The following is a 13,207-nucleotide window of genomic DNA, read 5'->3' as shown; positions in this document are numbered from 1 at the left end:
GGGTCAGCGCTCCAGGCTCACGGAGACGTGTTTGCGCTGCGTGTAACTGTCCAGCATGCCCTCGAGTGAGAACTCCCTGCCGATGCCGCTCTGCTTGAAGCCACCGTAGGACTGGCCGAGCACCTGACCGCCGCCCTGGTTGACCTGGACCCAGCCAGCCTCGAGCGCGTGTGCTGTGCGCAGCCCCGCGCCGAGGTCGTGGGTCCACACGAATCCGGCGAGGCCGTAAGCGGAGTCGTTGGCCATGCGCACTACCTCCTGCTCGTCCTTCCAGGGGATGGCGCACAGGACCGGGCCGAAGATCTCTTCAGAGGCAATCCGCCAGTCGTTGTTCACGCCTGCGAAGACTGTGGGTTGCAGGTAGTAGCCGTGCGAGAGCGGACCCTCGGTCGGGGGCAGCCCGCCCAAGGGGACCTGCACACCCGGTTGCCCCATGCCGTCGGAGACGAAGTCACAAACTCGCTCGAACTGCTTGCGGTTGACGATCGCGCCCATATCGCTGGATTCGTCGAGAGGGTCACCGACCCTAAGCGTGGCAAGCTTGTCGACCAACTTGCCGAGGAAGGACTCATAGACCGATTCATGGAGGAACAGACGTGATCCGGCGGTGCACGACTGGCCCTGGCGGAAGAACCGCATCCCGGCGATGGTGCCGTCGATCACCCAGTCCTCGTCGGCGTCGGGGAAGACGATCTGCGGGCTCTTACCGCCGAGTTCGAGGGATACCGGCACGATGCGCTCAGATCCCTTCTCCATGACTCGGCGGCCAACCGTTGTGGAGCCGGTGAAGGAGAGCTTCGTGATGTCCGGATGTGAGGTCAGTGCTTCGCCGGCCTCGGTGCCATATCCGGAGATGACGTTGAGGACGCCCGCGGGAAGGAACTGCTGGCAGATCCGGGCGACGGCCAGAACCGCGAAGGGAGCGTCCTCGGCGACCTTCAGCACCAGTGTGTTGCCCGTCACCAATGCGGGGGCGATCTTCAACGCCGCCAGCATCAGCGGGGCATTCCAGGGAATGATGGCGCCAACGATTCCAAGGGGTTCGCGCCGCGAGTAGTCGAGGACTGAGGCGTTGAGCGGGATACTTTCGCCCTTGGCTTCGCTCGCCAGCCCGCTGAAATAGCGGAAGCAGTCGACGACGAACTGCATCTCCCCACGCGACTGGGTCCGCAGGGCGTTGCCGTTCTCCAGCGAGAGAAGCTGCGCGATGCGCTCCTGCTCGGGCTCCAGCGCATCGGCGATTCTCCGGAAGAGGTCACCGCGGACACGGGGCCGCAGGTCACGCCAGGCGGGGTGGGCCCGTCGCGCCGCGGCGACTGCCCTTTCGACGTCCTCTGTCCGGCCGCGGGGGATGCGCCCAATGACGGACTTGTCGCGCGGGCTCTCGACGTCGATCCATTCGCCTTCGGCGGCAATCGTCCAATCGCCGGCGATCAGCATCGGCTGGTCGCCCACGTGGTATCGGGATTCTCGCACGTCATGCATTTGAACAGTCACTTTGCGTACCCAATCTTGTGGTCGCGAGGTTGGCGGGCGGGGAGTGGGTCCTGACGGCGGCGTCTGCGCAGGCGCTCAGAGATACAGCCCGCGCTGCAGATGCGCCCGAGCCAGCCGCTCGGCGGCGAGAGAGGTCGTCAAGGTGCCCCCTCGGGACCTCTTGGATGTTGCTTGGTCACGCCGACACGTACCGGTCAGCGATATCGAGCGCGGTGTCGATGAGTCGCAGTCCTTCGGCCGCGTCGGTGTCCGAGATGTTGCAGGGGGGAACCACGTGGATGCGGTTGAAGTTGGTGAACGGCAGCATTCCCTCGGCCTTGAGGAAGACCGTCAGCTCAGCCATGGCAGGACTGGTTCCGCCGTAGGGCGCGAGCGGCTCGCGGGTCGCGGGATCGCGGACCAGTTCCAGGGCCCACATCGCCCCCGTGCCCCGTACCTCGCCCACGCTCGGGTGGCGCTCCGCGATGGCCCGCAGTCGAGGTCCGAAAATCTCTTCGCCCAATCGCCTCGCGTTCTCGACGATCCCTTCATCCTCCATCACGTTGATGGTCGCGACCGCGGCCGCTGTCGCGAGGGGGTGACCGGAGTAGGTGAGGCCTCCGGGGTAGGGACGCTTGCCGAAGTAGGAGGCGATCTCGCGGTTGATCGCCACGCCCCCGAGCGGCACGTAGCCAGAGTTCACGCCCTTGGCGAAGGTCAGAAGGTCAGGAACGACTCCCGCCTCGCCGATGGCGAACCAGGCCCCGGTCCGTCCGAAGCCCGTCATCACCTCGTCGGCGATCATCATGATGCCGAAGCGGTCACACAGCTCACGGACGCCCCGCATGTATCCGGGCGGCGGCACCATGACGCCGGCGGTACCGGGAATCGACTCGAGCACCACAGCGGCGATGGTGTCCGGCCCCTCGAAGGTCAGGACCTGCTCCAGGTGCTCCAGCGCGCGTGCGCACTCTTCCTCCTGGCTCTGGGCGTGGAAAGCCGAGCGGTAGAGGAAGGGACCCCAGAAGTGCAGCGTTCCGGACGTGCCCAGATCACTGGGCCAGCGCCGAGGGTCGCCCGTCATGTTGACCGCCGTGGCGGTACCACCGTGGTACGAGCGATACGTCGTCAGCACCTTGTACCGACCGGTGACCAGCCTCGCCATCCTTACGGCGTGTTCGTTGGCGTCGGCTCCGCCGTTGGTGAAGAAGACCCGGTTGAGGTCCCCGGGTGTGCGCTCGGCGATGAGCCGCGCCGCTTCGCTGCGCGCCTCGTTGACGTATTGGGGCGCGATGGTGCACAGACGGGCCGCCTGCTCCTGGATCGCAGCGATGACGCGAGGGTGCTGGTGACCGATGTTGGTGTTGACCAACTGGCTGCTGAAGTCCAGGTACTTCCTGCCGTCACCGTCCCAGACGGAGGAACCCTCAGCCTGGGTGATCACCATCGGGTCCAAGGTGTCCTGCGCGGACCAGGAGTGAAACACGTGCTCGCGGTCGAGGCGGTAGGCCCGCTGCGCCACGGATTCCGTCGCCACCTGCTGGGAGCCTGCAATGCTCATGGGTGTCCTCGCCAGTGAGTCGGGGAAAGGGGGCCGGACGTCGAGCGGCTTCTCGGTCAATGCCTGGTCCTTCATCGGTTGGTCTCGGTGATCAGGGCGGCGAGCAGCCTGGTGCGGTCGGGCAGGTGGCGGATCACGATGTGCTCGTGGTCGGCGTGTGCCCCGCCTCCGACGGCGCCGAGGCCGTCGAGGGTGAGGCAGCCGACGCCGGCGGTGAAGTTGCCGCCGGAGGCGCCGCCGACGGAGACGGACCACAGCGGGCCGAGGCCGAGGAGGGAGGCCCGCTGTTCGGCGCCGTCGAACAGTGCGGCGGAGTGCGCCGGCTCCAGCGGCGGCCAGTTGGGGCCGCCGGTCACCGTGACGGTTGCACCGGGGTGGACGGGTTGGAGCCGTCGGATCAGTTCGTCGATGCGGTGCTGGGCCGCGCGGGTGGGGACGCGGACGTCGACGCTGATGCGCGCCGCGTCCGGGACGGTGTTGCCGGTGGTTCCGGCGGTGACCAGGGTGGGCGTGACGGTGGTGACCTCATTGCCGGTCAGCGCGCTGACCCAGTCGGGCAGGCCGACCAGCGCGAGGATCTGGTGGGCGGCCTCGACGGCGGCGTTGACACCCTTATCGGACTCCAGGCCAGCGTGGGCCGCCCGGCCGCCGATCACGATCTCGTACCAGGAAACGCCCTTGCGGGCGGTCTTCAGCGCACCGTCGGCGGCGGAGGCCTCCAGGACGAAAGTGGCACGGCATCCGCGGGCGGCCTCCTCGATCAGGGCGCGGGAGGTGGCTCCGCCAGCCTTCTCGTCGCCGGTCACCACGATGGTGATGCCGTCGCGCTGCCGCTCGGTCAGTGAGGCAACGGCGTGCAGGAGCTGGACCAGGCCTGCCTTCATGTCGAAGATGCCGGGGCCGGTGGCAATGCCGTCGTGGACCCGCCACGGGTGGGTCGCCAGGGAGCCGATCGGCCAGACGGTGTCGTGGTGGCCGAGCAGCAGCACCCGGCGGGTGGTGCCGAAGGTCCAACGCACGTGGGTGACGCCGTCCACGACGAGGAGTTCGGGTTCCTCGCCGAGCAGGCGGGTGCCGACGGCGGCCATGGTGCGGGCGCTGGCGGCGACGGCCTGGTGGTCGGCCGAGAACGACTCGGCGGCGACGAGCTGTTCCAGGTCGGCCAGTATGGCGTGGAGATCGGGTGCGACGCTGGTCATGGCCTGCCCTTTCACGGTGGCGGCCGGAGTTCGGCCGCTGGCGTGACGGCCGCGGCGCAGCTGGCCCGCACAGTGCCCAACGCATGTCTTCGGGTCGCATAGCTGTGCGCGCGGGCGTGGGCCTTGTGGGTCGCCGCCAGGATGGGTCGCGGGTGGGCGCTCCGCTGGGGTGTCGGGATTCGCCCGGCCTCGGCAGCCGAGGCCGTCACGTGATCCATGGTGCCGAGCGCCCGATCGCGCGTCGTCGTCGCCAGAACCGAATCGGCACAGGCCTGTTCATCGCCCCGCACGAACCAGTGCCCGCCCCTTCCGAGGAATGCGCTGGGCCCCCGTCGACCGGTGTCGGCGGGGGCCCAGCACACGCAAGACGTGGGACTACAGGTTCGCGGCGAGCAGTTGGCGGAGGTTGCCGCCGAGGATCTTCAGGATGTCGTCCTCGGGCAGGCCGCGGGCCAGCAGGGCCTTGGTCACCTCGGGCATGCCGGCGGGCTCGTCGAGGCCGGGGAAGGAGAAGCCGGGGTCCTGGTCGTCGGCGAAGTCCTCGCAGCAGGGCGGCGTGAGGTCGGTGAGGATCTCCTTGACGAAGTCGGCGCCGATGCCGACGTGGTCGATGCCCGCCACGGAGGCGACGTGTTCGATGTGGTCGACGATCCGGTCGACGTGGACGTTGTCCTGGCTGTCGGTGAGGAAGTCGGGGACGAACGCGACGCAGACGATTCCGCCGGTGGCGGCAACGCCGCGGATCTGGTCGTCAGTCAGGTTGCGGTGGTGGTCGCGCAGGGCGCGGACGCAGGAGTGGGTGGCGATGACGGGGCGGGTCGCCAGCTCCAGAACATGGGCGACGCCGGACGCGCCGAGGTGGGAGATGTCGAAGAGGATACCGAGGCGCTCCATCTCCTTGACGGCGGCGATGCCGGGGACGGTGAGGCGGCTGCCGGTGGCGTCCTCGCGGCTACCGTCGGCGAGCGGGGTGCGGCCCCAATGGGCGATGGAGGCGATCCGGACACCGAGGCGGTGCATGGTGGAGAACAGCTCGACGGAGGCGTCGATGCCCGGGGCGCTCTCCAGGGCCAGGACGAGGGCGATCTTGTCGTCGGCCAATGCGGCGTCGATGTCGTCGCCGGTGGTGCAGAGGGCGACCTGGTCGTGGTTCTCCTCGGCCAGGACGTGCGCACATTCGATCATGCGGAGCGTCTGCCGCAGCGCTCCTTCGGGCTGGTAGGGGGCGTCGATGAAGACGGGCAGGACTTGCAGCTTGATGCCGCCGTCGCGCAGTTGCGGCAGCCAGCGTTCGCGGAAGAAGCGGCCCCAGTGCTGTCGAGGCCGGGCGGCAACGGCCATCAGCAGGTCGTTGTGCGCGTCGGCGACGACGGCGCGGCGGTGCAGGTCCTCGGACAAGGAAAGGCCTTTCCGTGAGAGGGAAGAGTGGGGACGCTGCGGGGCCGCGCCGGACGAGGAGGATGTCCTGGTGACGCGGCCCCGAAGCCGGTGGGCCGTCAGGCATGGGCCAGGCGCGGCACAGCGTCGGTCAGGGAGCGGGCGTAAGGGCTGGACGGGGTGTGGATCACCTCGTCGACCGGGCCGTGCTCCTCCAGCCGGCCGCCGCGCATGACCGCGACGCTGTCGCAGACGTAGCGGACGACGGCCAGGTCGTCGAGGGCGGAGGTGATCTCGTCCGCGACCAGATCGCGTTCCCGCAGAGTAGGCGCCCTACGGTCGCAACGGTTGGTGTGGCACGACGAATCGCCGGGGTCTACTTGGCGAGGCGGATGAACCGCGGGATGTCGGCGATTCCGAGGGTGCCGGGACCACCCACTTCCGAGGAGTTTCCTGACATGGCGCTCATCGACCACGACGACACCATGCTGGCCGTCATCGACGTGCAGACCGGTTTCTATCCGGGCGGGTCGATGTGGACCGGCTGAGGTACTACGAGGTGGTGCAGCGCGTCGCGTGGCTGACCGGCGTTGCCGACCGAATCGGCATCCCCGTCGTCACCGAGGAGGACCCCGAGGGCAACGGGCACGCCGAGCCCGCCATCGGAGACCGCCGGCCGGAGACGGCGGTGATCCTGCCTAAGAACGCCTTCTCCGTCTGCGACAACCCCGACATCGCCGCCGCGATCGACGCCACCGGCAGAAACACCATGGTGCTGGTGGGCCTGGAGACCGACATCTGCGTGGCCCACTCCGCGATCCGGCTCCACGAGGCGGGCAAGCGGGTCGTCGTCGCCCACGACACCACCTTCTCCCCAGCCATCGCCCATGAGCGCGGGCTGCGCCGGCTCGCGGCCCAGGGCATCGAGACCCTGTCGGCCAAGGAGGTGTTCTACGTACTGGATCCGCACCAACGAGCGCGCGAACGCCTTCCATGACGCCCACCACCTGGACCCGCCCATCCCGGGCGGCGTCCGCATGTGATCGCCGACCAGCCTGCTGCGTCAGCCGGTGGCGGTGCCTGTTCCGGGCCCTCCACCGGAGTCCAGCAGCCGCAGTTCGAGCATCGCGGCGAACCGCTGCGCGGGATCGTCCAGGTCCAGTCGGCTCACCTCGGCCACCCTGCGGATGCGGTAGCGGAAGGTGTTCTGGTGCACGAACACGCTCGCCGACGCCGCGATCACGTCTCCGAAGGCGTCCAGCCAGGCCCGCAGGGTCGCCACCAACTGGGTGTTGTGCTTCGCGTCGTACTCCACCAGCCGCGCGATCGGCGCCGAGGGCTCGTCGCCGTGGGCTTGGGCCAGGTCCCGCATCTCCAGCAGCAGCGCGTCCACGTGGACGTCCGCGATCGAGGCGACCTTGCGCCCGCTGCTCCCCTCTGCCAGCACGCGCAGCACGCGGTCTGCGTTCGCGCGTGACCGCGCGAGCGCACCCGGCTCGGCCGCCACGGACCCCACCCCGAACACGGCGTCCGCGCGCCCGCCCACGCGCTGCAGGAATTCGGCGCCCACCTGCACGGCTCGCTCACGCGCCACGGCGGCATCGCCCGCTGCGGGCACGATCGCGTAGGCCACGTCCCCCAGCAAGGCGACCGCTGACCGGGGCTGTACTGCCGTCAGGTGCAGGCCCAGCGCGCTGGTCAGGCGCTGCCGCTCTGCGGTGACGACCGCGTGGTCACCGTCTCCGGGCACGGCCAGTGCCAAGGCCATCACCAGCGTCGGCTCCTGGGCCAATCCGAGCCGCCGCAGTGCCTCCCCGGCGCCGGCGCCCCCTTCGAGCGCGGTCGCCACGAGGTCGGCCCGCAGCCGGTTCTCGGCGTCCGCGCCCGCGCGGACCCGCAGCATGTGCAGGGCGACGAGCTTCGCGGCCTCCTTGAACGCTGTCTCCCGCTCCGGCGTCAGCGGCCGGGCGACCGCCGCCCACATCGACCCGAGGATCTCGTCCCCCGCGCGGACGGCGACCGCCACGCGGGGCAGCGCGGTCTCGCCCTCGTTGATCGTCGCGGGCGCGATGTGCACCGGCTCGCTGCTGCGGTAGATCTCCCGGAACACTCCGCGGCTCTCCAGGATTCGCACGTACCCTTCGGGCACCTGCCGGGCGAGGATCGTCGCGACCCGCGAGGCGTCCGCCTCGTCCTGGCGACCGGAGAACGCGAGAATCCGCTGGCGCCGGTCCTCGATCGTGATCGGCGCGTCGAGCAGTGTCGAGACCGCGTTGGCCAGCGCGAACAGGTCGCCCGAAGGAACCCCGCCCAGCGTCTGCTCGCCGGCCTCCCCGACATCACCCTCGGCCAGCAGCATCCGCAGCATCGCCGCGAGCTGCGCCCATGACGCCCCGCGGGTGAGGGCGAGCAGGGCCACCCCGGTCTCCGCCACGACCCCGGCGAGATCCTCGTCGTCGACGACGGGCGCGCGCACCACAAGCGCGGCGGCGCGCCTCGCCGCCAGCTGCCGCAGCAACGGCTCGATCTCCTCGCGCGAACGCACCGAGACGCCGAGCACGATCGCCCGCTCCGGGAAGACCTGCTCGTCGTGCGGGTCGAAGATCGCCACCCCGCCGATCTGCCCCACCGCGTCGGCGTCGCCATGGACCAGGTCGAGCAGCGTCCGGCCGAAGTCCTCCAGGACCCGTCCCAGACTGCGAGCGGGATACGTCGACATGTGCTGAATCATCTCCGCAGGCTAGGACGGACCATCGCCCGTGAGTTCGTACCTGCGAACAACAATAGATCCGCCTCTGGTAGCAGCGAACAAATCACACTGCCAGGCTCGGCAGGCGCCCCAGTCGCACCAACGCCAGTACCACGAGCGCCCCCGTCGAGGCGACCACGGACAGCAGGTCCCGGGCCGAGCCGCTGACCAGCGGGATCTCCGTGCAAGCCGCGGTGACGGCCCCCGCACCGAGGGCTCGAAGCGTCCGCGACGCGTCTGCGATCAGCGCCTCGGCCGTCGCAACATGGCCGTCACGAGCCTCGACCCAACCGAGCAGAGCCGCAGGCGCTGGACCATGCGATGGAAGCCCGCGCTCCAGTCCTTCGACATCGCCTTCGGCGGCCGACTCTCAGTCGGCCGCCGATCAGTCAACCACCCGAGTTGCACCGCTGGCTGTACGGACCGGCATGTCGATCTACCTCTCCGTCACGGATCGTCAGACTTGTGCAGCGACGACGTTCAGACCGCCGGGGTCTGGATCGCGGCGCCCCTCACGTGGCCCGCCGGAAAGGCAGGTATATGACGGCCGTCGCGGCCAGTCATGTCCTCGTTGACAACCAGGGCGTTCAGGATCGCCTCCTCCACGCTCTGGACCGCTGCCTCGAACAGTGGATTCATCCGACCCCAGGGTACGAACTCGAGATTCTCATTGACCAGGTCAGCGTCGGGATCAAGCGGCGGAGTGCTCTGGAGCTGACCGGGATTGGCTGTTGAGAACGCGAGGAAGATGTCGCCAGAGAAGTGCGATCCCGTGGTGCCGGTGCGTCCAGCCCCCAGCGTGGCTCGCCTGGCAAGAGCTTCACATTCACCTGGCAGCAGGGGCGCATCCGTCGCAATGACGACGATGAGGGAGCCGGAACCCGGCGGCTGCCTCCAGTTCGGATCGGATTCGATGGGGTTGGGGTAGTCGACGAGCCGGGAGCCGACGGGATCGCCGCAGACCGTCAGCTCCGATCGCTTTCCGAAGTTCGCCTGGACGAACGCACCCACCGTGTAGCGAGTCTCCCCGTAGCGGACGACCCGTGACGACGTCCCGTTTCCGCCCTTGAAGCCGTAGCAGACCATGCCGGTCCCGCCGCCAACGGAGCCTTCAAGGACCGGGCCGGACTTGCCGCTCTCCAGTGCCGCCACGGCCTGTTCGGCGGACACGTGGTCACCGTCGATGTCATTGAGGTATCCGTCATAGGTCTCCCCGACAACCGGGAAGATCCAAGCCGGCGCAATGCTGCGGTCGGGTTGCGAGTTCGCCCAGTTGATCACGCCGCGATGGCACGGCCCGACGGCGTGTGTGTTGGTGATCAAGATCGGAGACGACATGGCGCCCCGCTCGTTGATCCAATGCGCGCCAGTCAGCTCGCCGTTCCCGTTGAACGAGTGGACCCCAGCCGCGCAGGGCTGGGTCAGGATGTTCTCAGGTCGAGGCAGGATGGCGGTTACCCCAGTACGTACAGGTCCTTGCCCGACCGACAGATCCCCATCCCCGGCGATCGTGGTCTGGTATCCGACCAGGACCCCCTCGACATCCGTAATTGCGTTGAATCGTCCAGGCTCCCCGAGCAGTGGAAAGCCCCAGTCGCGCGCTCGAACCGTCATCACGTTCCCTTGCCTCAATGTTTGACGAACGTCGGTGCCATGGGTGGTGTCGTGGCTTGTCGTCACACGCCGATCCATTCGGTCGACTCGGTCACGGCGGCCAGCCGCTCGGGGACGGGGGAGAGACCGATGCCGGGCCCCCGGGGAACGTCGAGGTGACCGTCCTTCAGGACGAAGGGCTCGGTGATGTCGGTCCGGTAGTACCGGTCCGAGGCCGAGGTGTCGCCGGGGAGGGTGAAGCCGGGCAGCGCGGCGAGCGCGACGTTGGCGGCCCGGCCGAGGCCGGTCTCCAGCATCCCGCCGCACCACACCGGGACGCCGTTCGCGGCGCAGACGTCGTGGATCCGGCGGGACTCCAGGTAGCCGCCGACCCGGCCCGGCTTGATGTTGACGATCGAGCAGGCGCCCAGGGCGATGGCGTCGGCCGCCGAGCGGGCCGAGACGATGGACTCGTCCAGGCAGATCGGGGTGCGGATCCGGCCGGCCAGCGCGGCGTGGCCGCGGACGTCCTCCTCGTCCAGCGGCTGCTCGATCAGCAGCAGTCCGAACGGGTCGAGCCGGGCCAACTGCGGGGCGTCGGCCAGGGTGTAGGCGGTGTTGGCGTCCACCTGGAGCAGCAGGTCGTCGCCGAAGCGCTCGCGCACCGCGCGGACCGGCTCCACGTCCCAGCCCGGCTCGATCTTGAGCTTGATCCGCAGGTAGCCCTCGGCCAGGTAGCCGTCGACGGCGTCGAGCAGCTCCGGGACGGAGTCCATGATGCCGACCGAGACCCCGGCCGGGACCCGCTCGGCGGTGGCCCCGAGCCATTCGGCCAGCGACAGGTCGTGGGCCCGCAGCCAGGCGTCGAGGACGGCGGTCTCCAGGGCCGCCTTGGCCATCCTGTGGCCCTTGAACTGCGCCAGCGCGGGCGCCACTGCCCAGGGGTCCAGCGAGGGCAGCGCGGCCAGTGCCGGGATGAGGTGGCTGCGCATGACGTCGGCGGCACCGGCGGCGTACTCGCTGGAGTAGAGCGGGTCGGCCATGGTGACGCACTCGCCGTAGCCCTGGTGGTGCTCGGTCTCGATCCGGACCAGCAGGATCTCCCTGGAGGTCATGGTCGCGAAGGACGTTCGGAACGGCGCGACCAGCGGCATCGCGATCCGGCGCAGTTCCACACCGACGAGTTTCATGGCTGGCTCTCCTGGTTTCGGTCGAGCGTGGGGTGGTCGAGCGGAGGATGGTCGACCTGGGGGCGGTCGATCACGTACCAGCCGTCCCGAGTGAATTCGGTGACGGCTCTGCCCTCGGCCATCAGTCCGCCGAGGACCTCGCGCAGCGCGTGCCGCCACGCCCGGGCGGTGGCCGGGTCGCTGCGGCGCAGCTCCTCGATGTCCGGTGGGATTCGGACCAGGGCGGGGCTGCCGTCGCAGCGGCCGACGACGGGCAGGCCGTCGGGCTTCGCGTCCAGTGCGACGACCGCGCCCGGGGTGTCGAGGTGTGTGGCGGCGAGGTGGGCGGCGGCGGGGCGGAGGCCGGCGGTGGCGTGGATGGCACGCTCGCCGGCCAGGTCCCAGCGGACCAGCAGCCGGTCGGTCTCGGCGCCCGCGTTGAGCTCGTCGTTCATCGGGCCGTAGAAGTCGGTGAGGTACTCGTCCGGCAGCGCGCCCAGCTTGGTCAGGTTGAAGTAGGCGTTGCGGCTGATCAGCGGGTCGTAGGTCCAGGTCACGGTGGTGATGCCGCGGGCCAGCGCCCAGGCCCGTTGGTGCAGTTTGACGGCGAAGCCGACGTTCCGGCTGCGGAGGCCGGACTCCACTCCGGCGATGTGCGAGTGGAGGCCGGTCGCGGCCAGGAAGCCCAGGCAGGCGCCGACCATTCGGCCGTCCCGGTGGACGCCTACGACGTAGCTGCCGGAGTGGGCGAACACCCGCAGCAGATCCGGGGTGATCAGCGGGTTGGTGGGTTCGGGCCGCCAGACGCGGTCGAGCAGCCGGCAGGCTTCGCGGATCCCGTCGGGTTCGTGCAGCTCGGTGATGGTCACGTCGGCTCCGCGCGCGGCGAGCGCCGCCGCCGCGGCCGCTGCGGCGCTCTCCGGGTGAGGGGTCTGGTGAGGGATCGCGTTCACGAGGGCACCTCGTCCGTCTTCGCTTGGAGTTCAGCTACCAGCGCCGCCACCAGCGCAGCGCGCCTGGGCATTTCGGCCACCAGGACGTGCTCGTCGTCGGCGTGCGCGCCGCCGCCGACCGCGCCGAGCCCGTCCAGCGTGGGTGTGCCCACGCCGGCGGTGAAGTTGCCGTCGGAGCCGCCGCCGACCGCCACCCCGCGCAGCTCGCCGAGGCCCAGTTCGGAGTAGAGCCTGCGGGCCTGCAGGAAGAGCCCCGTGGACGCGCCGGCCTGCAGCGGCGCCCGGTCGGGGCCGCCGTGCAGCTCGATCGAGGTGCCCGCGAGCACCGGCTTCAGCCCGCGCACTGCGGCGTCCACCCGGGCCTGCTCGGCGAGGGTCTCCACCCGGACGTCGAGCTGGAGCCGCGCCGCCGCCGGGACCGTGTTCTGGGTGGTGCCGGAGGCGGCCACGGTCGGGGTGACGGTGGTCCCGCTCGCCGGGTCGGCCAGCGCGGCCAACGCCAGTACCTGGTGCGCCAGTTCGGTGGTGGCGTTGACGCCCCGGTGGGGTTCCAGCCCGGCGTGCGCGGCACGGCCGGCGATCCGCAGGTCGTAGCTGGAGATGCCCTTGCGTGCGGTCTTCAACGCGCCCTCCTCGCTGGCCTCCAGGACCAGCACGGCCCGGGTGCGCCGGGCCTCGGCCTCGATCAGCTCGCGTGAGGACGGGGCGCCGGTCTCCTCGTCGCCGGTGACCAGGACGGACACCCCGTCCAGGTCGTCCAGCAGCGAGAGGGCGTGGAACAGCTGCACCAGCCCGCCCTTCATGTCGAAGCAGCCCGGTCCGGTGAGCCGGCCGTCGACCACCTCGCCGGGATGGGTGGCCAGTGAGCCCAGCGGCCAGACCGTGTCGTAGTGGCCGAGCAGCAGCACCCGGTCGCCGGCACCGAAGCGCCAGCGCAGGTGCGGCCGTCCGGCGGCGTCGAGCCACTCGGGGGCGGTGCCGGTGAGCCGGGTGCCGAGATCGGCGACGACCTTGGCGCAGGTGCTCACTGCGGCCTTGTCCGCGGTCGGCGACTCGGTGCCGACCAGCTCCAGGACGTCCTCGACCATGGCGGGCAGCCGGGCCTCCAGCGCGGCCGGGTAACCTCGCAC

The 13,207-nt window shown here is 70.0% G+C and carries 10 protein-coding genes; 1 reads left to right on the top strand and 9 read right to left on the bottom strand.

Translation table 11 applies throughout. The features are described 5' to 3' along the window. Nucleotides 1–3 precede the first annotated feature (3 nt). From BMY61_RS34140 to BMY61_RS34125, 4 genes are all read right to left on the bottom strand, one after another. On the bottom strand, nucleotides 4–1,455 hold the full coding sequence (locus tag BMY61_RS34140; RefSeq protein ID WP_201777644.1) for an aldehyde dehydrogenase family protein: 1,452 nt from the start codon (nucleotides 1,453–1,455) through the stop codon (nucleotides 4–6). 217 nt (nucleotides 1,456–1,672) lie between these two features. Then, nucleotides 1,673–3,037: an aspartate aminotransferase family protein gene (locus BMY61_RS34135; protein WP_042457680.1), complete on the bottom strand. Its 1,365-nt coding sequence runs from the start codon at nucleotides 3,035–3,037 to the stop codon at nucleotides 1,673–1,675. A 71-nt stretch (nucleotides 3,038–3,108) separates the two neighbouring features. Further along, on the bottom strand, nucleotides 3,109–4,236 hold the full coding sequence (locus BMY61_RS34130; RefSeq protein WP_042457679.1) for a M20/M25/M40 family metallo-hydrolase: 1,128 nt from the start codon (nucleotides 4,234–4,236) through the stop codon (nucleotides 3,109–3,111). A 375-nt stretch (nucleotides 4,237–4,611) separates the two neighbouring features. Further along, nucleotides 4,612–5,634, bottom strand: a complete 1,023-nt coding sequence (locus BMY61_RS34125) for a dipeptidase (RefSeq protein WP_042457677.1) — start codon at nucleotides 5,632–5,634, stop codon at nucleotides 4,612–4,614. Nucleotides 5,635–6,148: 514 nt separating this feature from the next. Between BMY61_RS34125 and BMY61_RS34120 the strand changes: the two genes are divergently transcribed. After that, nucleotides 6,149–6,610 carry an isochorismatase family protein gene (locus BMY61_RS34120; protein ID WP_236656611.1) on the top strand — a complete coding sequence of 154 codons (462 nt, stop codon included), beginning with the start codon at nucleotides 6,149–6,151 and terminating at the stop codon, nucleotides 6,608–6,610. 66 nt (nucleotides 6,611–6,676) lie between these two features. Here the strand turns inward: BMY61_RS34120 and BMY61_RS34115 are convergent, their stop codons facing one another. From BMY61_RS34115 to BMY61_RS34090, 5 genes are all read right to left on the bottom strand, one after another. Further along, a complete protein-coding gene (locus BMY61_RS34115) occupies nucleotides 6,677–8,332 on the bottom strand; it encodes a PucR family transcriptional regulator (RefSeq protein WP_143094669.1) in 1,656 nt (551 codons plus the stop codon). Between the two features lie 510 nt (nucleotides 8,333–8,842). Beyond that, complete coding sequence (locus BMY61_RS34105; protein ID WP_236656610.1) at nucleotides 8,843–10,042, bottom strand: DmpA family aminopeptidase; 1,200 nt, start codon at nucleotides 10,040–10,042, stop codon at nucleotides 8,843–8,845. Next, on the bottom strand, nucleotides 10,039–11,145 hold the full coding sequence (menC, locus tag BMY61_RS34100; RefSeq protein WP_042457668.1) for an o-succinylbenzoate synthase: 1,107 nt from the start codon (nucleotides 11,143–11,145) through the stop codon (nucleotides 10,039–10,041). Before menC ends, BMY61_RS34105 begins: the two co-directional genes overlap by 4 nt. After that, a complete protein-coding gene (locus BMY61_RS34095; protein WP_082015551.1) occupies nucleotides 11,142–12,077 on the bottom strand; it encodes a GNAT family N-acetyltransferase in 936 nt (311 codons plus the stop codon). The genes menC and BMY61_RS34095 overlap by 4 nt, the downstream gene beginning before the upstream one ends. Beyond that, on the bottom strand, nucleotides 12,074–13,207 hold the full coding sequence (locus BMY61_RS34090; protein WP_342342545.1) for a M20/M25/M40 family metallo-hydrolase: 1,134 nt from the start codon (nucleotides 13,205–13,207) through the stop codon (nucleotides 12,074–12,076). The genes BMY61_RS34095 and BMY61_RS34090 overlap by 4 nt, the downstream gene beginning before the upstream one ends.

This window comes from Streptacidiphilus jiangxiensis (assembly GCF_900109465.1).
GTDB classification, from domain to species: Bacteria; Actinomycetota; Actinomycetes; order Streptomycetales; family Streptomycetaceae; genus Streptacidiphilus; species Streptacidiphilus jiangxiensis.
The sequence above is the reverse complement of the archived record's forward strand: the minus strand, read 5'-3'. Positions and strand labels throughout refer to the sequence as shown.